Origin of the sequence: Formosa sejongensis (assembly GCF_033447105.1) — a bacterium.
GTDB lineage: Bacteria > Bacteroidota > Bacteroidia > Flavobacteriales > Flavobacteriaceae > Formosa.
This window is the reverse complement of sequence record NZ_JAWQUN010000002.1, coordinates 438,940-461,614: the sequence shown is the minus strand read 5'-3', so window position 1 is coordinate 461,614 and position 22,675 is coordinate 438,940. Positions and strand designations below refer to the sequence as shown.

Sequence of the window (22,675 nt, the reverse complement as noted above, 5' to 3'; positions counted from 1 at the left end):
TACTTTTAATAGTAGATTTTTATGATACAAAAAAATATTTTTTTATTAGTTGGTCTCGTATTTTTAGTGAGTTGTCAAAAAGAAATTAAACCGGTTGAAAGTAAAAATTTTATAGCCTTAAAAACGGCTTCATCAGGTATTGATTTCAGTAATACTATTACTGAAAACGATTCTTTAAATTATTTCAATTATACATCCATATATTCAGGTGGAGGCGTTTCCGTAGGAGACATTAATAACGATGGGTTAATTGATATTTTTTTTACAGGAAATATGGTTCAAAACAAATTATATTTAAATAAAGGAAATCTTCAATTTGAAGATATTACTGAAAAAGCAAACATTGGAGGAGACGACCGTTGGTACACAGGTACTACTATGGCCGATGTAAATGGTGATGGTTTTTTAGATGTTTATTGTTCGGTTTCAGGAATGTTTGATAACACTGAAAACCAACTTTTCATAAATAACGGTGACGGTACTTTCACCGAAAAGGCACAAGAATACGGTGTGGCTGATAGTGCAAATTCAACACAAGGAACTTTTTTTGATTATGATAATGATGGCGATTTAGATTTGTATGTGGCAAATTATCCAAAATCTAATGTAAACAGTTCTAATTTTGAGTATAAGAATAAAATGCTACGAGTTACTGATGCAGAATCTGATAAATTATATCGGAATGACGGCGATACGTTTACAAATGTTTCAGAAATAGCAGGTGTAAAAAGTTATGGTTTTTCATATGGAGTAGTCACTGCAGATATAAATAACGATGGTTGGCAAGATATTTACATTTCAAGTGATTATAGTATTCCAGATTATTTTTACATCAATAACCAAGATGGAACGTTTAAAGAAGTCGTTAAAGAAGCGACAGCTCAAACTGCGTTCTACGGCATGGGTGTAGATGTTTCAGATTTTAATAACGATGGAAACTTAGATATTTTTCAGGCAGATATGGATGCCAATAATAATCGTCGACAAAAAGCAAATATGGCAAGTATGAATCCACAATTGTTTTGGGAAACCGTATTGTCTGGATTTCACTACCAATACATGCACAATTGTATGCAGTTAAATACAGGTGTTTATTTAAAAGACATTCCACAGTTTTCAAACATTTCAAGATTAACAGGAACGTCATCAACCGATTGGAGTTGGGGACCACTTTTTGCTGATTTTGACAACGATGGAAATAAAGATTTATTCATTACCAATGGTATTAGAAGAGAGGTAAATAACCGAGACTTTTTTAATACCTATTCTAAAAATGATGGCACTAATTTATCTGATTTAGAAAAAAGCTTACTCATTCCTTCTGAAAAAATAGACAATTTTATTTTCAAAAATAAAGGAAACCTTACGTTTGAAAAAGCAAATGAAGCTTGGGGAATTGAACATGAAGGATTCTCTAATGGAGTTGCTTATGCCGATTTAGATAATGATGGAGATTTAGAAATTATCACCAATAATGTGGATGAGGTTGCTTCTGTTTACGAAAATACAAATGCGGATAATAACAATTTTATCACCATTAATTTTGAAGGAACTTCAGCTAATAAATTTGGTTTAGGAAATAGAGTGTATGTAACTACAGAAGGTCAAACTCAACTACAAGAATTAACCTTGTCTCGTGGATTTCAATCTTCAGTAGCACCACAATTACATTTCGGTTTAAACAAAGCTGAAAATATAGATGAATTAAAAGTTGTTTGGAATGATGGAAAAGTTGAAAAATTACAAAATGTAGCCATCAATCAATTGTTAACATTGCAACAAGCAAATGCTGTAGCTGAAACTACTTTAGAAGAAAAGCCAAATACGTTATTTGAAACTACTGAAAATGAAGAATTACCAGTGTTTAAACATGTTGAAAACGTGAATGATGACTTTTTAACGCAGGTTTTAATGCCACATAAGATGTCGCAATTTGGACCAGTTTTAGCAGTTGGAGATTTAAATAATGATGGTTTGGATGATTTTTATGTAGGTGGTTCCTTTGATCATTTAGGAAGTTTGTTTTTTCAAACAACAACTTCTTTTGAATTGCAAGAAATGGAAGCTTTCAAAACAGATAAATACAGTGAAGATATTGGCGCATTAATTTTTGATGCAGACAATGATGGAGATAACGATTTGTATGTGGTAAGCGGAGGTTATGAGTTTGCTCCAGAATCTGATATGTTACAAGATCGCTTGTATTTAAACAACGGAAAAGGACAATTTACAAAGGCAGAGAATGCATTGCCAGTGATGAAAACAAGTGGCTCAAAAGTATGCCATGCCGATTTTGATAACGATGGAAAACAAGATGTATTGGTTTTAGGACGTCAAGTTCCAGGAAAATATCCGTCGCCAGCAAACACTTATTTATTGTTGAATAAAAGCAGCAAAAACGAAGTCAAATTTGAAGATGCTACTGAAAAATTAGCAAAAGAATTTTTCAATTTAGGAATGGCTACAAGTGCTGTAATCACCGATTATAATAATGATGAGCGTTTAGATATTATTATTGTTGGAGAATGGATGCCTATAAAAGTTTTTAAAAATACAGAAAATGGTTTTCAAAATACATCAGAAGAATTGGGTTTAACCGATGCAACTGCCGGATGGTGGTGGAGCATCAAGGAAGGTGATTTTGACAATGATGGAGACATGGATTATATTGTTGGAAACAACGGTTTAAATTACAAGTATCAGGCAAATGATAGTGAAACTTTTGATATTTATGTAAATGATTTCGACCAAAATAATCAAAGTGATATAGTGTTGAGTTATTACAATGAAGGTAAACAATTTCCGGTAAGAGGTCGCTCATGTTCTTCCCAACAAATACCAAGTATTAAATCGAAGTTTAAAAACTACGACAGCTTTTCTGAAGCAACTTTGGTAGATGTTTATTCTAAAGAAAAGTTAGAGAATGCACTGCATTATCAAGTGAAATCATTTGCGAGTATTTATTTAGAAAATAAAGAAACTGAGTTTGTAATTCATCAATTACCAATTGAAGCACAATTGTCAAGTATCAATCAAATTGTGGTAGAAGATTTTAACAATGATGAAAAATTAGATTTTGTAATTGCGGGAAATTTATATGTTTCAGAGATTGAAACCCCAAGAAACGATGGCGGTTTTGGTTATTATTTTGAAGGAAATGGAAACGGAACATTTAACCCAATTCCTCCAGCAAAAAGTGGTTTTTATGCCACTGGAGATGTAAAAGATTTAGGGGAAATTAAAATTAAAAATGAAGATTATATCATTGCTGTTAAAAATGATGATTTCTTACAGTTTATAAAGGTTAATTAGATAAGTGTTTTTTAGAATTTTAAAACACTCAATATTATTTTGGTTGTTTTTTAGTTTAAGTGCCTGTTGTTTATTTTGATGACATTTGGTCAATACAAAAACTGAGATTAAGGTTTTTAACAGCGGTTGTTTTATGAAATTGATTTAAATGATTCGTGTAAATATGCTGTTAAAGTGTAGTTGTTTCCTACCTGTATCGAATACGCTTAATGAGTTAATTTCAGAGGTTTTTTACATTCCTTATTAAGTGTCCATATTCAATAGTGATTATTAGTATGTGTACATTCCTTTTTTTAAAGCTAAAAAAGGCTGTATTTCAAAACAAACAGGGCAGATGTATTAAAATTAGTGCATTAATGATAAAATAGTATAATAATTACTTCATGTGTTGAATTACCTTTGAATAGATACATTAGTCTTAAGCTCCATTTTATAAAATAAACCATGTCTAAAAAAACAGCCATTAAAATTAGTTCATTTCTATTGTTAGTTGCTTTTTTAGTTTGTTTTGGTTAATTGTTTGAATCTCTTAATTGGCAATCTATTTTTTTTAAAACGACCTGAAATGAAAAAGGAGGATATATCAGAACAAATATGGCAATTAGTGTATGTATTTAAATTAAAACATGTGAAATGACAAACAAAATTTCAATTAAAGAAAAAATAGGATATGCTTTAGGTGATGGGGCAGCTAATATTGCGTGGAGAGGTGTCTCGACTTTTTTATTCATTTTCTATACCGATGTTTTTGGTTTAGACCCCGTGTCTGTTGGATTATTAATGTTAGTTGCACGTTCTAGCGATGGTATTAGTGATATTCTTATGGGGGTTATTGGAGATCGTTCCAATTCAAAATACGGTAAATTTAGACCATGGATTTTATGGACGGCAGTACCATTAGCGCTTATTTTATCACTTTTATTTACAGTTCCCGAAATGGGAGAACAAAGTAAAATTGTTTACGCTTATATCACATATATATTATTCACCCTTATTTATACAGCTAATAATATTCCCTATGGAGCGCTTATGGCTGTTATGACTGGAGACGATAAAGAACGCACTAGTCTGGGGTCTTACCGAATGGTTGGTGCTTTTGCTGGTGGTATGTTAGTACAGGGTGCTCTTTTATATTTAGTTGTCTTTTTTGGGAATGTAAATCCGGAAATTAACGTCTACAATATTCCTGATTCTACAAATTATGAAGTCGTTGTTTCTGCACCTTTAAATGTGGAAAGTGCTCGTATAAAATTAGACAAAGGGATTGGTAAATTTGCTTGGGCAGATAATACCGTTTTAAATAATGATGCAACTGCGAGTAAAAGTTTCCAAATGGAAGCTAATAAAGAATATCGTTTTATTGTCACTGATATTGATGACCTAAATGCAGACCGCATAACCATTATTAATCAAAAAGAAGGTTATAGCAAATCAATGTATTTATTGTCGGTGTTTTTGGCCATTTTTATGATTATCACATTCTTAACAACTAAAGAACGAGTTAAAGCGCCTAAAGATCAAAAAAGCGATATTAAAAAGGACTTAAAGCAACTTTTTAGAAATAAACCATGGGCGGTTTTATTAGTAATAGGCTTATTGTTCAATATTTATACGGCTATAAAGCAAGGTATTGTTGTTATCTATTTTGCACATTATTTGCATCAAGAGCTTTTAGCAGCTAGTTTCATGGTGGCATTAACTTTAGCATCTATTGGTGGTGCCATGCTTGTAGCGCCTCTAGGTAAAATATTTGGTAAAAAGAAATTATTTATTTATGCTTTAATTTTTTCAGCTGCAGTTAATTGTTTGTTTGTATTTTGCGGGCCTCAAGATACTACAGCAATTTTTATTATAGGTATTATATCCGAAGCCGCTTCAGCAATGTTTCCAACACTATTATTTGTAATGTTAGGAGATGCAGCCGACTTTTCAGAATGGAAAAATGGACGACGAGCAACAGGTCTAATATATTCTGCTGGATCTCTTGCTACAAAATTTGGAGGAGGTATTGCTGGTGCTATTATTGGTTTTGTACTTTCTTATTTTAATTATAATGGTCAAAATCAAGTAGCCATTGAAGGGGCTATTCCAGGTATGATAATGCTTATGAGTTGGGTACCCGCAATTGTAGCCATTGTTGCCGCTGCGGTCATGATGCTCTATCCGCTTAATAAGAAAAAAATGGATGTGATTACCTCAGATTTAAATATTAAAAGAGCAGCACAATTAAAAGAACACGTTTAAAAAAAAATATAATTATAATGAAAAAATTTCCTGTAGATTTTGTTTGGGGTACAGCGACCTCGTCATATCAGATTGAAGGCGCAACTACTACGGATGGAAAAGGACCATCTATTTGGGATGCTTTTTCGAGTATTCCTGGAAAAATCCAAAATGGAGAAACTGGAGAAATTGCATGTGATCACTACAATAAATATAAAGAAGATATTCAACTTATGAAGAATATGGGTGTAAAGGCCTATAGGTTTTCAATTGCTTGGTCAAGGATTATGCCAACAGGAAAAGAAGCTATTAATGAAAAAGGTATTGCCTTTTATAATAACCTCATAGATGCTTTAATTGAAGCAGATATTACACCTTGGGTTACATTGTATCACTGGGATTTGCCTTTAGCTCTTCAACTGGAAGATGATGGTTGGTTGGGAGATTCTATATCAGATTATTTTGAAGCTTATGCCGATGTATGCTTTGAGCGGTTTGGAGATCGTGTGAAAAATTGGATTACATTAAATGAACCCTGGGTGGTTGCTATTTTAGGATATGGTCAAGGTGCTTTTGCCCCTGGGAGAGTATCTACATCTGCACCTTACTTAGCTGGTCATAATTTAATTTTGGCGCATGGGAAAGCTGTTCAATTATATCGAAATAAATATAGCAGTCAAAATGGTCAAATAGGTATTACTAATAATTGCGATTGGCGTGAGCCACTTACAAATAGTAAGGAAGATAAGGAAGCTGCTGAACGAGCACTTGAGTTTTTCTTAGCATGGTTTGCTGATCCTGTTTATAAAGGCGATTATCCAAAAGTTATGAAAGAACGTTTAGGCGATAGATTACCTGTTTTTTCTGAAGATGAGAAAAATATGCTCAAAGGAAGCTCAGATTTTTTTGGATTGAATCACTACACCACAATGTATGCTTCAAACTCTGATGGAACTATTAAAGAAGGAAGTATTTATGGTAATGGCGGTATTTCTGAAGACCAAGATGTCGATTTATCCTTAGATAAAAGTTGGGACCTTACACTTATGCAATGGGCAGTAGTGCCATGGGGTTGTAAAAAATTATTACATTGGATTAATGATCGCTATGACAGTCCGAATATATATATCACAGAAAATGGTTGTGCTTATGCAGATAAGATTGTTGATGGTGAAGTGAATGATCAAGAGCGCATAGATTTTTATCAAAGTTATTTAAAGGCTTGTAATGAAGCAATTAATGAAGGCGTAAAACTTAAAGGATACTTTGCGTGGTCGTTTATGGATAATTTTGAATGGGCGTTGGGGTATGAGAAAAGATTTGGATTGCACTATGTTGATTTCGAAACATTAGAACGTTTTCCAAAAAAATCTGCGCATTGGTTTAAAGACGTTATGTCTAAGAATAGTGTCGATTTTTTATATTGAAAATTATTTTTGATCAAATAATGATTTTAGTAAAGAAACTTCAAGATTAAAACAATAAACATCTTAAAATGAGAAGAATTAATACAAAAATTAAAATCTAGTAGTAGTTTAAAAAAGGTAAACGGTTTGTCCCACTTTGGATGGGACGAAAGTGAGTAGCAAGAGGGTAACCCGCTGCGCGAGGTTATGTTGTCTTTATTTACCTGTAATTAACTGTAAAATCAATTATTTATATTTTGTTTGAGATTTTAATTTATTAAAAATCTGAATGTTTTTCACGCAAAATGGCTCTGAGTCCAGTAAAATCAACACTAAATTCACGCAAAAATGGATAAAGGACACGAAAAATAACGATTTGCTAACTTGAGTATAAAAATCTCAGTAGCTAAAAAATTCAACAGATATTGTAAGTATATTGGTAAATCAAAATCTATGACGTTAATAATAATGTTAGAATTTTTTGGAAGAAATGAGATGACTCCATTAGATTCTCTAGATTCCAAAATTCAGACTTTGGAAAATGTGTTTAAAATACGAATGAATGGTATGATTGCGATGTTGAAGAACATAAAGAAGCATCAAACCAAACCAACAGTTGAGATGTTGCAGGCACTTATTGAAGAGGCAGAGTTCTCCAGAAAACCAATTATGGAACAGAAGGTGAGATTTGAAGAAAAGCGGAGAATAAAAGAATATTTAAAACTTCAATTTCAAATCAAAACCATAAATGCGTCCTATACTGTTTTTACTTCACGTTTATCTATCTGAATACTATAAAAACAGCACAGGATCCATACGCAGATAAGTTATGGTGATTTGGGGGAGATTAAGTTATTATAAATGATTTAGATGTAATCTTATTTAAGTTTAAAAAGACGTAATTAAATCCAATGCATCATCTGTGTTTTTATGGGTGAAATTGCCTTGGTAACCTATTGTTGTACTAAGATTAGTATGTCTATATAGTTTTTGAAGCATTTGTCGAGACTTTATTCTTATTTTATCTCTACCAAAGGGATAAAATTTTTGATCAACTATTTTCTTACGAATGGCATTATTATTATACAGTAATCGAATTAATACAAAAAGATTCATTATTGAACGTTCTGAAAGTTTTGAGGTCGTTGGTAAGTAAATTTTCATTTTTTTCAGAAGGGATTCATCAATATCTTCAAAAGTAAAATCCTTGCCATTTGAAAATTCTTTTATTCTATTAATCTTACTGTTGTCTGAAATAGCGCGATTATAATTGTTAGCCCTATTAGATCCTCTATATGCTCTTCTGCTAAATCAAAAAAGGATTGAGTCCTTTTATTATTTCTAATAGAATCAATAACCATTTTAGCTGTATATTTTTGTTTTGACGATTCCAGGTTGAAAAGAATGTCTTCTACTTCATCATATTTTTTTCGAATTAGTCTATTGATTTGTTTGTGTTTCGAATGTTTGCTTTTTACTTTTTGGGCATGATCATCCCAATGGTTAGGTTCAATATTTTGGCCTAGGTGATAGTAACTGCGTTTTTAATTTACATTAAGTCGTAAAGCTAATCGATAAATGATTTCTCCCTTAGTATCTTTTTTGCTATGTAAACTGTTTTTAAGGTAGCCATAATTTTCAGTGTTTACTTAAAGGTAATAAAAAAGGGGTAACACATGGGTAACACTTTTTATACTGCCATATAACGTTATATGTTAGTGTAAAAATATTAAACGACTGAAAAAGTGGCTTTTAGTGTTTTTTGCTATTTTTTGATATGCAATTTTTAAGAACTTAGTATCTAGTGCCTCGCGGTGTGGGAGTTCGAGTCTCCCCGCCCGCACAGTAAGAGAAAGCCGACTATTTATAGTTGGCTTTTTTTGTTTAAAATCATCACTTTAAAAAGATATTTAAAGTGATGATTTTAATTTTTTGAATTCATGTTCTAAATATGCTAATTTATTTAAGATTTGGTTGTTTTTAAGTTCTGGTACTCTATAATTAAATACATATCTAATTTCCCAAAGCTCGTTTACCTCAGAGTGATTAATGGTATATTCTTCAATTCCAGAATGATCTGCTCTTAAAGTGAATTTATTTTTACTTGGGTGTATTCTTTTTAAAACAATATCCTTAGACGTTAATAATATACATATGCTAGGATTTTCCAAAGTATCAAAATCTGATTTAGGAATCCATTCGCCAATAACAATATCTTTAGGGAAAAGTCCGCTGTTGTCAGAACTCATTTCTAAATTATCTACAATAAATGCTCTCAACTTTTTGTTTTGCTCTACAGGTAAACTTAAATGGTGTAAATCTTTTATATAGTTTGAGTTCTCCGAATGTTTAATGTAGCTATCTTGATCCTTAGGTGTGATGCAGGGAATTTTAGGGAATTCATTTTTTTCTATATTATGATTGCTTTCTAAATCCCCGTTAAATTTTAAAAGTTCATTAACGGTGAGTTCCTTTGTTAAGATGGCGTCAATAGTAATGCTAAAATAATTAGCAATTTTAATAATGGTCTCAATTTTAGGTTCACTTCTGCCTTCTTCATAAGCACCTAAAGTCCCGCGTTTAAGCTCAAATATATCCGCAAATGCCTGTTGACTAAGTGATTTGATGCTTCTTATTTTTCTTATATTTTTTCCGAATAACGACATTTGTTGCTAATTTTATTTGCATAATTAAAATATTTCATTAACTTAGTCTAACAATATTAGCAAAAAGAATACTTAAATGCTAATGTTTTTAGTTTAAAACCGTTCGAAGGGTCTTTTTAAAACATTTATTAATCAATTAAAACATAACTTTATGGTCATTATAATTATAAGTATTGTCAGTGAGCTAATCAAGATTCTTTAATAAAATCTTAATTGTTTTTTGTAATATTAAACTCTATAACTTTAACGCTAACCCAAATTACCTATGAAAAATCATTTCAATATTACGAGAGATTTTTTACTGGAATTAAATTTTAATATCACCAGAGAAAATCTAGACGATGGTCTTATGGTAATTCAAAAAGAAAATTCTGGAATTAGAAATCTCATTATCGGAGTTGCTCCTCCAATATTAATTATGGAGCAATTTATTTTTAAGATAAACAATCAATCAGAGAAAATTTTTAAAAGCCTCTTACAAAAGAACAGAGATATTGTTCATGGTGCTTTTGTTTTGGACGACTCTGGAGAAAAAGTAATTTACCGAGACACTTTACAAGTAGAAAATATGGATTTAAATGAATTGGAAGGATCTTTAAATTCATTAAGTCTATTAATGAGCGAATACTCAGATAAAATCATTGAATTTTCAAAATATTAAAACATACACTATGAACATCTTTAGACGATTATTTAAAATAGGAGAGGCGGAAACAAATTCTGCAATAAATAAAATGGAAGATCCCATAAAAATGACTGAACAAGGTATTCGGGACATGAAATTGGATCTAGAAAAAAGTCTAGAAGCTTTAGCACAAGTTAAAGCTTTAGCAATACGCGCAACAAATGAAAAAGAAGAATTTCAGAACAAAGTAGATGAGTATCAGAATAAAGCGATAATTATCTTGAAAAAAGGACAATCTAAGGCATTAGACCCTATTGAAGCAGATCGATTAGCAACAGAAGCTTTGGTGCAAAAAGATGCTGCAGAGCAACAGGTATTAAGAGCGAACGAAGAATCTGAAACATTCGATAATAATGTTGCTCTGATGAAAAAAAATATTCAAACTATTAAAGCTAATATTAGTAATTGGGAAAATGAATTAAAAACGTTGAAAGCACGAGTTAAAGTTAGCAACGCAACAAAAAATCTCAATAAACAAATGGCAGAACTGGATAGTACTGGAACGGTCTCTATGTTGGAGCGCATGAAGGAAAAAGTAGCTCAAGAAGAAGCGCTGGCAGAAGCTTATGGAGATATCGCTAACGCCTCTAAATCTATAGATGAAGAAATTGATAAAGCCGCAGATGTTACAAAAGTAAAAGCAGATAATGACCTTGAAAAACTTAAGGAACAGTTGGGAATGAAAACCATTAAAAACGAATAAACCTTGACAGAACTGACTAACATACTTTTTTCTGAAGTTAATGTGGTGCTTAGCACTTTACTGATCATACTTATCTTGTACTGGATCGTTACCATGATTGGGGGCTTAGATTTTGACCCTGATTTTGATATAGATATTGATGCCGACGTAGATGTAGATACTAGTTTAGAAGGCGGTAATATGGATTTTGAAGATCTTTCAAACACAGAAATTAACCAAGAAGATGTTGTAGGAAAAAAACGTTCTCCTTTAAAATGGTGGCAGATATTTTTAATCTATTTTAATTTTGTAGGACTGCCGTTTATGTTCACGTTTACATTTTGGGTTTTTGTTTGGTGGTTTTTAACTACAATAATTACAGCCTCAACCTATACATATGATAATTATATTGGATTTGGAATCATGCTTTTGGCTCTGTTTCCTGCTCTAATCCTGACCAAGGTTTTAACTAGTCCGTTTAAAAGTTTCTTCAAGAATTTAAATAAAGATGGAGATGCTCCAATTGATTATTTAGGAAGAAAAGCAACATTACTATCTTCTATATCTCAAGATAAAATGGGAAATGCAGAGGTGAGAGTTAATGGAGATACAATGTCTATTTATGTTAAATCATTAACAGGAGAATCATTAACATATGGCTCTAATATCCTTATTATAAAAAGATCTGCCGATCATAATTACTATTTAGTACAATCTTATAACGAATAATTAATCTAACTAAAAAATGGAATCAATTTTACCAATCATTGGAATTGGAATAGGTCTTTTACTATTCCTAATCATTGTTTATTTCGCGATAATCGCGATGTTTTATAAAAAAATACCACAAGGTCAGGCTCTAATTAGAACAGGGTTTGGGGGAACAAAAGTAGCAACAGATAAAGGGTTGTATACTGTGCCAGTGTTTCATAAAACAGAAATTATGGATATTTCTGTAAAGAAAATTCAGATTGAAAGAATTGCTCATGAAGGTCTTATCTGTAAAGATAATATGCGTGCAGATATTAAAGTAGCCTTTTTTGTACGTGTAAATAATGATGTTGAATATATTAAAAAAGTAGCCCAAACTATTGGGGTTGATAGAGCTTCTAAAATAGAAACTTTAGAAGATCTTTTTGAAGCAAAATTTTCTGAAGCCCTTAAAACTGTTGGGAAGAAATTTGATTTTATAGAGCTATATGAAGCCAGAAGAGAGTTTCGTGACGAGATTGTAAATATTATAGGAACAGATCTTAATGGGTATACTTTAGAAGATTGTGCGATTGACTTCCTTGAACAAACATCGGTTAAAGAATTGAAACCAGACAACATCTTAGATGCGGAAGGAATCAAGAAAATTACAGAGCTTACTGCTGTTCAAAATATGAAGGCAAACCTTATTAAAAGAGATGAGGAAAAAACAATAAGAAAACAAGATGTTGAAGCTAGAGAGGCTATTTTAGAGTTGGATAAACAGTTAGCAGAAAAAGAAGAGCGACAAAAGCGTGAAATTGCCAATATTGTAGCTAGAGAAGGTGCTGAAATTCTTAAAGTAAATGAAGAAGAGCGCTTAAAATCTGAAAGTGCAAGAATAGCTACAGAAGAAAAAGTTAAAGTTGCTGAAGAAAATATGCAACGTCAAATAATTGTAGCGCTTAAAAATAAGGAGCGAACACATGCAGTAGAAACTGAAAGAGTAGAAAAAGATAGATTATTAGAAGCTACCGAGAGAGAACGAGTAGTGACACTGGCTCAGATTGAAAAAGAAAAAGTAGTAGAAGTAGAAAAGAAAAACATTCAAGATGTAATTCGTGATCGTGTAATGCTTGAGAAAGGTGTGGTAGAAGAGCAAGAGAATATGAAAGATATTCAGGCTTTTAAAACTGCAGATAGAGATAAGCAAGTTAAAATTACTATAGCAGAAGCAAATGCCGAAGAAGCATTAATTAAAACAACAAAAGCAGCAGAAGCTCAGAAACAAGCTGCTAAACAAAAAGCTGAAGAAATTAATATTGAAGCTATGGCCCATAAAGAAGCTAGTGTGAAGCAAGCTGAGGCTCGTAAAATATTAGCAGAAGCACAAGCAAAAGAAGAGGCTACAGTAGGTCTGTCTGAAGCTCAAGTTATGCATGCTAAAGCAGATGCTAATGAGCGTCAAGGTTTAGTCGAAGCTAATATTATTGAGAAAAAAGCAAGAGCAGAAGCAGTAGGAATAGAAGTAAGAGCCGATGCGAAACGTAAAGAAGGATTAGCTGAAGCCGATGTTATTAAAGAAAAAGCAATCGCAGATGCTTCTGGAATAGAAGAGAAAGCAGCAGCAATGAAAAAACTTGATGGTGTAGGTAAAGAGCACGAAGAGTTTAAACTGCGTCTTAATAAGGATCTTCAAGTCGATCTTGCACATATCAATATTCAAAAAGATATTGCAGATGCACAAGCACAAGTTATTAGCGATGCTTTAAAAGCTGCTAAAATCGATATTGTTGGTGGAGAAACGATGTTCTTCGATCAAATTATTGGGCAAATTACTAGAGGTAAAGGTTTCGATAGATTAGTGCAGAATTCTAATAATATCCAGGAAGTTAAAACGGCAATTTTAGGTAGTGATGATGTTAAAGGAAATTTGCTAGAAAAGGTTAAAGATTTTGCGGAGAAATATAATGTGTCTACAGAAGATCTTAAAAACGTGAGTATTGCTAGCTTAATTAGTGATTTGAAAAAGAAATCTAACGATAAAGAAGAGCATACTATGTTAGGGAATTTATTAAACCTGGCAAAAGGGTTAGGGATTTCTAATAGTGACATTTCAAAGTTGAAAAACTAGAATTAATTCATTGAAAACAGACCGGCTATATTAGTCGGCTCTGTTTTTTATAAGGTTAGTTTATTTATAATTTTAATTTAAAATTCAGGATAGGATATAATGAAAAAGGAACCTATAAAGGAAGAACATAATCAAAAACTAGATGTTGGCACTTATGAGGTTATTCAAAACCGACTTCAAAAACAAAAAACTGAATTACAACAACGTCTTAAAAAATTAAACGATGGTAGAAAAGATGTTTTTGGCTCTTTAGAAACTAAACTAATCACTAGCGATCGTATTAATACTGAAAATAACTGTATTGCTAGAGATATAGTTTCTCTTGGTGATACATGTCTATTTGGTTATAATGTGCATTTTGGGTTAAGAACAGAAATTGCTTTAAATGATGTTATGAGCCTTTATAGATTTAAAAATAATAGTTTTGAATCTGTTGCTTTAGATTTACTTGATGATTCCGTTTTTCAATCAGATTTCACTAATCTTTATAAATATTATCGTAATACTATATTTTCTAAGTTCGCTGTAATAGGAAATTATCTTTACATGATTTTTCAATTAAGTGAAAGTGTTACAGATATTAAAGCCTTTAAATGGTTAATAAAAGATGATAAACTTCAGTATGAGGGCGATAGAAGTGATCACGAATATAAATTACCATTACAACATGAATTTAATTGGCAGGAAGTAACTAGAGATATGCATCGTCGAGGTGTGCACGCTCATGTGTCTATTCTAGATCGTGTTTTTGTAGAAACTATTGAAGGTGATTTAACTATTAAAATTGAAGATAATACAGACGATGGAAAAGGTATTTATTCTGAAGAAGTAGAACACCGCGATCAAACTTTAGACGATGGTCAGTATAGATTTGCTAATTTAGGAAACCTGATTATTTTAGATATAAAACCCTTTCAAGAAAGTTCTCGATACTTTGTTTATAACCATAAACTTAAAGAAATTCAGAAAATTGAAAGTATAAAAGAAGCCTGTGTTTTACTTCCAGAAAATCATGGAGTAATTTTTTCAACAGGGTATTATTTGCAAACGGGAGAATATTATATATTCGATAATAGTATTCCAAATGTAAAGTTTCAAGAGAAAATAGCTTCTCCTAATGGAGAAGATTACCTTTATGTCTTTTATTCTGCCAAACAAGGGCTTTATAATTTAATGAGTTATAATGTCATTTCTCAAGAAATACAAACTCCTATTATATGTAATGGATTTACAATTTTAAAAGATGGTGAGTTATGTTATTTTAGGAATGAAAACGAACAAACCAGACACCATGTAATTCAGATTTGGCAAACCCCTTACTTAAAAGATGATTTTATTCCATCTGCACATCAAGACAGTTTGTTATATAAAATCGGGAATAAGGATATTGTAAAAGCTATGGCTGAAGTTCATGGACTTATAAATCTTTTAAATAAAGAAGATAATTATGATGGTTTATATGTAGACCTAGCAAAACGTTCTAAAGATATATTAGATTCTTATTATTGGTTAACTGAAGATGAAACACAAAAATTAAATGAACCTTTAAAGGAGATTAACCAAGCCGCCAATGCAGCAATCGATGAATTTCAGAAGGTTATACAATTAAAGAAAAACGCAGGCGATAAGATTAACGAAATAGAAGTTAAAGCCAATCAGGTTTTTAATAAAATTAAGAGTACAAGTTTTAGAAGTATTAATGATTTTGTAAGCTATTTAACCCAGTTAAGAGCTTTGCGTGGTGAAGCTATTGGTTTAAAAGAAATTCGTTACGTAGATGAAGGTTTTATAACGAGGTTAGAGGAGAATATTGCAGAACAAACAACTCGAATTTCTGAACGTTGTGCGCATTTTTTGTTGGACGATAAAGCTTTGAAGCCTTACGAAGATGCTATTAAGGAAAAAGAGCAAGCTTTAACTAAGGTTAATAAGGTTATTGAGGCAAAGGATTTAGAAGAGCAAGTAAATAAAATTTCTAAAGACTTAGAGCTACTTATAGAAATCGTTTCAAATTTAGAAATCGAAGATACGTCTCACTCCACACGTATTATTAATAATATCTCATTAATTTTTGCTACCATAAACCAGTTAAAAGCAGAAATTAGAAAAAATAGAAAAGCTTTAGGGAGTGAAGAAGCACAGGCCGAGTTTGCAGCACAATTAAAATTAATAGATCAGAGTATTATTAATTATCTTGATATTGCAGATTTGCCTGAAAAATGTGATGATTTTCAAACTAAAATATCCATTCAATTAGAAGAACTTGAAGGGAAGTTTGCCGATTATGAAACGTTTATTGGTTTAATTATAGAAAAAAGAGAAGAGGTTTATAATGCTTTTCAGGCGCGTAAAAATAGTCTTGTAGAAAAGCGTAATAAACGTGCTCTAATGCTACAGAATTCAGCAGAGCGTATTTTAAAAGGTGTACGTAAAAAGGCAGAATCATTTTCTGAATCTTCAGATATTCATGGGTATTTTGCATCAGATATTTTAGTAAATAAGGCTAGGGACATTTCTAAGCAACTTCAGGATATGGATGATAGTGGTAAGGCCGAAGAAATTCAGTCATTACTAAAATCTGCTAAAGAAGATGCTATAAGAAAACTTAAGGATAAAAAGGAATTATACGAAGATGGCGATAATGTTATTCGTTTAGGTAAGCATAAGTTTGGAGTTAATAATCAAGAATTAGATTTAACAATAGTTTATACAGATGGGAGTTTAAAATATCATCTTACGGGTTCCGATTTTTATCAAAAAATTGAAAATGAAATACTTTTAAAATCAGAAGAATTTTGGAACCAGGATTATGTTTCAGAAAACAAAATGGTCTATCGTGGAGGATATTTGGCTTATAAAATCTTCAAAAAGCATCAAGATAAAATATTAGAATATACCGAAGAAGCGTTATTAAAATTGGTTCAGGATGAGAGTAGTAAAGACTATTCCGAAGGCTATGTTAAAGGTGTTCATGATCAGGATGCAGCTAAAATATTATCGACACTTATTCAGAAATATAGAACGTTAGATTTATTAAGATATCATGCCGAGATTAGAGCTTGTGCTCAGTATTTTTGGAATTTCACGAGTAAAGAGCATCAGCAATATCTAAATGAAACTATAAAAGCATCTGGAGAAGTTGTACAGTTTTTTCCTGCCGCTAGAGAATATGCGTTTATTGTAAAGAAATTAGAAGAGTCAATTTTTGAATTTGGAATTCAGACAGGGATTTATGAAACGACTTTAGCAAAGGACGCTGCAGAATATCTTTTTGAAGAACTTCAAATCGATAATGATTTTCAGAAAAGTGGTATAGCAATACAAATTAAAGAGGCTTTTTTAAACACTCTTAAAGATCAAAAAGCAGATATAAAATTTAAAAAGAGCTTAGATAAGTTAGAAGCAAACGAAGCTAAAGTAGCATTAATTAGTCAGTGGGTGAAAGCCTTTTTAGCGAGTGATAATACTGAAGATCTCCAGTTAAAATTGAAGTATGTAAATGAAGTTGTGTGTTTAATTTTATTTGAAGATGAAGCGGTTTTAAATACAAAATTCACATCGCCTTCAGAAAAAATAGAAGGTTTAAGAGGTGAGCATAACACGATTAAAGATGGTGTTTATAGTTTTAATTTTCACGATTTTGTTATTTTACACGAATATTACTTCAAGGAAAAAGTGCCTGCTTTTAATGCTTTTAGAAAAGCAAAACATGATGTTACTATTCAGTTAAAAGAAGATTTAAAATTAGAAGAATTTAAGCCTAGAATATTAAGTTCATTTGTTAGAAATAAATTAATAGATCAAGTTTATTTTCCGCTTTTTGGAGATAACCTAGCAAAACAATTAGGTACAGTTGGAGATTTAAAAAGAACCGATAGAATGGGGTTATTACTCCTTATTTCTCCTCCGGGATATGGTAAAACAACCTTGATGGAATATTTAGCGAATAGGTTAGGTCTAATTTTTATGAAAATAAATGGCCCAGCTATTGGTCATGATGTTACTTCTGTAGATCCTTCTTCGGCTACAAATTCTGCTGCCAGAGAAGAGTTGAAAAAGTTAAACTTAGCTTTTGAAATGGGAAATAATGTGATGTTATATCTTGACGATATTCAGCATTGTAATCCTGAATTTTTGCAAAAATTTATTTCATTATCAGACGGTACTAGGAAAGTAGAAGGTGTTTATAACGGTAAATCTAGAACTTACGATTTACGTGGAAAGAAGTTTTGTGTAGTCATGGCAGGAAATCCATACACAGAAAGTGGCGATAAATTTAGAATTCCAGATATGTTAGCCAATAGAGCAGATATTTATAATCTGGGAGATATTATTGGGGATACAGCGCATTTGTTTAGGCTGAGTCTTATAGAAAATTCATTAACATCTAATCCGGTGTTACAGCAATTAGGAAGTAAGAACTTTGATGATGTGTATAGATTATTAGATCGTATTGAAAATGATAATCAAGAAGCCCAATTAACAGGTAATTATACAAATCAAGAGATTCAAGAATATGTGTCGGTTTTAGAAAAAGTTATTCAGATTAGGAACACCGTGCTTAAAGTTAACGAAACATATATTAAAAGCGCTGCTATGGAGGATGAGTATAGAGTAGAACCATCGTTTAAATTACAGGGGTCTTATCGTGACATGAATAAATTAGTGGCAAAAGTTGTTCCTGTAATGAACGATAAAGAATTGAAGACCTTAGTGCTTTCTCATTATGAAAGTGAATCACAAACGTTGACGTCTTCTGCTGAAGCAAATCTATTAAAATACAAGGAGCTTATCGGAGATCTTTCTGAAAATGAACAAATAAGATGGGAGTCTATTCGAGAAACCTTTCAAAAGAATAATAAGCTTAAAGGTTTTGGAGGTAAGAATGAAATGGCGCAATTACTTGTGCAAATGATGCAATTTACCGAAAACTTAGAAGGTATTAAAGATGTGCTACAAAATGGTTTAAGAAAATAATTTTCTCTCAATTATTTTTTTTTATTTTAGTTTTTAAGAAGTGAAAATTTACCTTAAAATAAGAGAAAGCCGACTATTTATAGTTGGCTTTTTTAGTTTAGTTTCAATAGTGGTGTTTCCTCATTCTATAAACTTTCATGATTTTCTTTAGTTAAGTAACCTCATTTGACTACTTTCGATATTAATTGTTTTTTATAATCAAAAGCTATTTTTGTAATGGCTATTAAATAAATTGTATTTTATAATGTATATATGCTATAGTGATAGAGTATTTATTTGTGATATATAAAATAGTATATGATAGAGCATACTCAAATAAAAGTTAATACCAAGATAGCAGTTAAAAAGACCATTAAAATAGAGCCTTTCGATAGGTCTAAAAGGTATACAAAACCTCATAAACATAATAAATATTTTGAAATTGTATATTTAAGTAAGGGGAGTGGTTCTCATACTATAGATGCCACAGAATACTCTATAGATGTGCCACAATTTTTCTTTGTAAAACGTGAAGAGGTACATCATTGGTCTATAGAAACGGAACCAAAAGGGTATGTCATAATCTTTAAAGATGAGTTTGCTGAGACGACTATAGATACTCAGATAAATTTATTACTATTAGAATTATCTAAATTTAGTAAGTTAGATGTTAAATCTGCTTCCGAACAGGATGTTATTGAAACCTTATTTGAATTATTATGCAATGAGACAAAGTTAAACGGTAATCCAAATGTAGTGGAAGGTTTACTGAAAGCTTTATTGTTTAAAATTACAAGTTTAGATAACACTATTGTAAACGGACTGATGGGCGATGTTTCTGAACAATTTTTATATTATTTAAGTGAAAGCCCGCAAAATAATGTGGCTTTTTATGCCGAAAAATTATGCATCACGCCTCAGTATTTAAATACGATATGCAAGCATGCATTCGGTAAGTCGGCATCAGAAGTCATCGCAACTTATATTAATAAAGAAGCGAAACGATTACTGTTATATACAAGCTTTAATGTTACCGAAATTGCACATCAACTTCATTTCAAGGATGTATCTCATTTTGGAAAATATTTCAAAAAAAATAATAATATAACTCCACTTAATTATCGAAAAGCAGCTGTAAGCAAACGGTTTTAAATTCAAATAGACCATGATTTTAAATGGACTATAATTTATTTTTGAAAAATCTAAAGAGATGTAAAAATGAATTTCAAAAGTTTAATACTGGCCTTTTTTGCTTCCGTATGTTTTCAATATGGGTTTTCACAAGTAACAGGAAATGTTGTTGATTCTAAAGGCGGAAAAGGAATCGATTATGCAACTGTAGCACTTTATAAAGTTAGCGATAGTACATTGGTTACTGGTGTAATTACAGATCAGACAGGAGCTTTTAAAATCAACGGATATAAAAAAGGAAGCTATTATTTGGAAGTCTCTTTTATCGGGTATGATAATACAAAGACCAAGTCTTTCGTTATTTCCAAAAATAATGAATCAATACAGCTAGATACTATTCTGTTACAGGCAAGTTTAGAACGTTTAAACGAAGTTGTTGTGCAAGGGACCACAAGTTATGTGGTTAATAAAGTTGATCGTCAAGTGTTTTCAACTAAAAATTTTCAAAATTCAAAAGGGGGAAATGCTATCGATGTATTGCGAAATTTACCATCGGTTAATGTAAACGGTGTGGGAGAAATCGCTTTACGCGGAAGTACTAGTTTTACACTTTTACTTAACGGTAAACCCGTACAAAGTAGTGCCAGTCAGATTTTATCCCAATTTCCTGCCAATGCCATAGAGCGCGTGGAGGTAATCACAGCCCCATCTGCCAAGTACGATCCGGAAGGGACATCGGGTATTATAAATATCATTACCAAAAAAGGCGCAATTAATGGAGCGTTTACACAAATTAACCTAAAATTAGGATTGCCAAGTATCGAAGATTATGATAATGACGCAGCAGCTGGACGTTATGGGGGCGATTTTACTTACAATTTAAGAAAGGATACATGGAATTTTTCACTAGGAGCTAGTTATCAGCGTAACGATCTTACGGGACGTAGAGAAGGAAATGCAAATACCATTATTAACGATACCATAACTTGGTTTCCTTCCGATGGAGAACGTAGCTATGATGAAACGAATTATTCCGGCCGTGTGAATTTAGATTATACACCAAACGATGCAAATACTTTTACTTTAGGCGTGTATGCTGGAAAACGTTCTAAAGACAGACGAGCAAATATTTTATATTACGATAATCACGCGATTACTCCAGCGGATGGAGGTGAAGAAGACCGTCTTTATACGTTTCAATATATGAATGATAATTTGCGGAATCGAACAAGTGATTTTGTGGTTGCTAGTTTTGATTATGAACATGCGTTTGAAAATGAATCCAATTTATATACATCCTTATTATATGAATATACGTTTTTAGGAGGTCCAACTTTAAATGAAAATTTAGGTTATCCAGATATTACAGAAGTTTTACAAGAAGATTATAATACAAATGATAACCCGTTAAACGGAATTCGTTTTCAGGCAGATTATACTTTTAAGCCTATGGACTTCGGTCAATTGTCTGTAGGATATCAGTTTAGGAATTTAAACCATAAAGGAGATTTTGTTTACGAGCGTAAAGATTTGGATACTGGAGATTTTATTTTAGTTCCTGAATTTTCGAGTGAAGTAGATTTAACAAGGCAAATTAATTCTGTCTATGTGCAGTTAGATAAATCGATAGAAAAATTCGACTTCAGTGCGGGACTAAGATTAGAAAGCATGAATAGAGATCTATACTTAAAGGATAAGGTTGGTAAAATTGATACCACGTATACTTACGATTTTGTAAAATTATATCCATCGGCATCTGTACAATATAAAGTTAAAGAGGGTTTAAAGTTGAAAGCTGCTTACAGCCGTAGAATTGAGCGTACCACTTCTTTTAAAATGAATCCATTTCCGGAACGTGAACATTCTGAAACTTTAGAGCAAGGAGATCCGACCTTAAAACCAGAATTTATAGATTTAGCAGAAGTTGGTGTTTTTAAAGATTTTAAAAGTGGTGCTTCTGTTTATGGAACGTTTTATTATCGCGATGTTAAAAACTTAATTAACCGTGTAAATACAGTGTTTAACGATACTATTTTAAATCGCATTTATTCGAATGTAGGTACGGGGCAATCTATTGGTTTAGAGATAGGTTCAGAGTTTGATATCACTCAAAAATGGAATAATTCCATTGGTGCTAATTTATATAATTTTGCGATTAACGGTGCTTATAATGGATATCCTATAGACGGAACTAGTTTTGTGTATTCGCTAAATATAAATTCTACTTATAATTTCTCAAGCTCAGCTTCATTACAATTTACGTTTAATTATTTGTCCAATCGTGTCACAGCCCAAGGAGAAGACTCTCAATATTACTCCCCAAACCTAGCTTTTAAAAAGGCATTTTTGAATAATCAGTTAATAGCAACTTTGCAATGGCAAAATATAGATATGGGGTTGTTGGATAGCAACGAACAGCGGATATCGACTTGGCAAGAAGGTTCCTTTTATACCACGACTAATTATGTATACGAAGTAGATATGGTCTTTTTAAACCTTTCGTATACCTTCAATAAAAAGAAAAACGAATCCAAGTTTATTGATAGTGAATTTGGTAAGCGCGAATTCTAGAACTCTAATTTAATTTTTGAAGTCTAGTAATTATTTCCTATCTGATGGTAGTACTTCAATAGAAGTCTTATAGATCTAGAGTGTCTACCTTTGATGTGACTATTTATATGAGGTTAAAAATTTTATATCTGACTTATAGTAAAAAAGTATGAAAATAACTTTATATCGTTCAAACAAAAACTAATCTAGGTTTAGGAATAAAAAGATTAATAATCAAGT

Annotated in this window: 12 protein-coding genes and 2 pseudogenes; 11 read left to right on the top strand and 3 right to left on the bottom strand. The window is 31.7% G+C overall.

The window, feature by feature from the left end; genetic code table 11:
* Nucleotides 1-21: 21 nt before the first annotated feature.
* From R6X41_RS04290 to R6X41_RS04275, 4 genes are all read left to right on the top strand, one after another.
* On the top strand, nt 22-3,312 hold the full coding sequence (locus R6X41_RS04290; RefSeq protein WP_318497759.1) for a VCBS repeat-containing protein: 3,291 nt from the start codon (nt 22-24) through the stop codon (nt 3,310-3,312).
* A gap of 633 nt (nt 3,313-3,945) precedes the next feature.
* Nucleotides 3,946-5,556 carry an MFS transporter gene (locus R6X41_RS04285; RefSeq protein ID WP_318497757.1) on the top strand — a complete coding sequence of 537 codons (1,611 nt, stop codon included), beginning with the start codon at nt 3,946-3,948 and terminating at the stop codon, nt 5,554-5,556.
* A 17-nt stretch (nt 5,557-5,573) separates the two neighbouring features.
* A complete protein-coding gene (locus R6X41_RS04280) occupies nt 5,574-6,962 on the top strand; it encodes a GH1 family beta-glucosidase (RefSeq protein WP_318497755.1) in 1,389 nt (462 codons plus the stop codon).
* A gap of 363 nt (nt 6,963-7,325) precedes the next feature.
* Nucleotides 7,326-7,730, top strand: a complete 405-nt coding sequence (locus R6X41_RS04275; RefSeq protein WP_318497753.1) for a BfmA/BtgA family mobilization protein — start codon at nt 7,326-7,328, stop codon at nt 7,728-7,730.
* Nucleotides 7,731-7,979: 249 nt separating this feature from the next.
* Here the strand turns inward: R6X41_RS04275 and R6X41_RS19755 are convergent.
* The 3 genes and pseudogenes from R6X41_RS19755 to R6X41_RS04270 all read right to left on the bottom strand — a co-directional run.
* Nucleotides 7,980-8,216: pseudogene (locus R6X41_RS19755) on the bottom strand (phage integrase SAM-like domain-containing protein); the annotation flags it as partial.
* A pseudogene (locus R6X41_RS19750) lies at nt 8,168-8,473 on the bottom strand (hypothetical protein); the annotation flags it as partial. The pseudogenes R6X41_RS19750 and R6X41_RS19755, both read right to left, overlap by 49 nt.
* A gap of 378 nt (nt 8,474-8,851) precedes the next feature.
* The gene (locus R6X41_RS04270; protein WP_318497751.1) at nt 8,852-9,607 is read right to left on the bottom strand and encodes a helix-turn-helix domain-containing protein; all 756 of its coding nucleotides are present in this window, start codon (nt 9,605-9,607) and stop codon (nt 8,852-8,854) included.
* Between the two features lie 265 nt (nt 9,608-9,872).
* On the opposite strand from R6X41_RS04270, the gene R6X41_RS04265 reads away from it, so the two are divergent.
* The 7 genes from R6X41_RS04265 to R6X41_RS04235 all read left to right on the top strand — a co-directional run bounded on the left by R6X41_RS04265 (nt 9,873) and on the right by R6X41_RS04235 (nt 22,456).
* The gene (locus R6X41_RS04265; RefSeq protein ID WP_318497750.1) at nt 9,873-10,268 is read left to right on the top strand and encodes a type III secretion system chaperone family protein; all 396 of its coding nucleotides are present in this window, start codon (nt 9,873-9,875) and stop codon (nt 10,266-10,268) included.
* A 10-nt stretch (nt 10,269-10,278) separates the two neighbouring features.
* The gene (locus R6X41_RS04260; protein ID WP_318497748.1) at nt 10,279-10,995 is read left to right on the top strand and encodes a PspA/IM30 family protein; all 717 of its coding nucleotides are present in this window, start codon (nt 10,279-10,281) and stop codon (nt 10,993-10,995) included.
* Nucleotides 10,996-10,998: 3 nt separating this feature from the next.
* Nucleotides 10,999-11,703 (top strand): hypothetical protein, encoded by a 705-nt coding sequence (locus R6X41_RS04255; RefSeq protein ID WP_318497746.1) that lies wholly within the window; start codon nt 10,999-11,001, stop codon nt 11,701-11,703.
* A 16-nt stretch (nt 11,704-11,719) separates the two neighbouring features.
* Entirely contained in the window at nt 11,720-13,798 is a 2,079-nt protein-coding gene (locus R6X41_RS04250) for an SPFH domain-containing protein (RefSeq protein WP_318497744.1), read from the top strand.
* A 99-nt stretch (nt 13,799-13,897) separates the two neighbouring features.
* Entirely contained in the window at nt 13,898-18,775 is a 4,878-nt protein-coding gene (locus tag R6X41_RS04245; protein WP_318497742.1) for a DNA repair ATPase, read from the top strand.
* A gap of 297 nt (nt 18,776-19,072) precedes the next feature.
* A complete protein-coding gene (locus R6X41_RS04240; protein WP_318497740.1) occupies nt 19,073-19,906 on the top strand; it encodes an AraC family transcriptional regulator in 834 nt (277 codons plus the stop codon).
* A 66-nt stretch (nt 19,907-19,972) separates the two neighbouring features.
* The gene (locus tag R6X41_RS04235; protein WP_318497739.1) at nt 19,973-22,456 is read left to right on the top strand and encodes a TonB-dependent receptor; all 2,484 of its coding nucleotides are present in this window, start codon (nt 19,973-19,975) and stop codon (nt 22,454-22,456) included.
* Nucleotides 22,457-22,675 lie beyond the last annotated feature (219 nt).

Coding starts and splice junctions, on each gene's coding strand:
- R6X41_RS04235 (WP_318497739.1), top strand. CDS start 19,973: ATGAATTTCAAAAGTTTAATACTGGCCTTTTTTGCTTCCGTATGTTTT.
- R6X41_RS04285 (WP_318497757.1), top strand. CDS start 3,946: ATGACAAACAAAATTTCAATTAAAGAAAAAATAGGATATGCTTTAGGT.
- R6X41_RS04280 (WP_318497755.1), top strand. CDS start 5,574: ATGAAAAAATTTCCTGTAGATTTTGTTTGGGGTACAGCGACCTCGTCA.
- R6X41_RS04290 (WP_318497759.1), top strand. CDS start 22: ATGATACAAAAAAATATTTTTTTATTAGTTGGTCTCGTATTTTTAGTG.
- R6X41_RS04250 (WP_318497744.1), top strand. CDS start 11,720: ATGGAATCAATTTTACCAATCATTGGAATTGGAATAGGTCTTTTACTA.
- R6X41_RS04260 (WP_318497748.1), top strand. CDS start 10,279: ATGAACATCTTTAGACGATTATTTAAAATAGGAGAGGCGGAAACAAAT.
- R6X41_RS04245 (WP_318497742.1), top strand. CDS start 13,898: ATGAAAAAGGAACCTATAAAGGAAGAACATAATCAAAAACTAGATGTT.
- R6X41_RS04265 (WP_318497750.1), top strand. CDS start 9,873: ATGAAAAATCATTTCAATATTACGAGAGATTTTTTACTGGAATTAAAT.
- R6X41_RS04270 (WP_318497751.1), bottom strand. CDS start 9,607: ATGTCGTTATTCGGAAAAAATATAAGAAAAATAAGAAGCATCAAATCA.
- R6X41_RS04240 (WP_318497740.1), top strand. CDS start 19,073: ATGATAGAGCATACTCAAATAAAAGTTAATACCAAGATAGCAGTTAAA.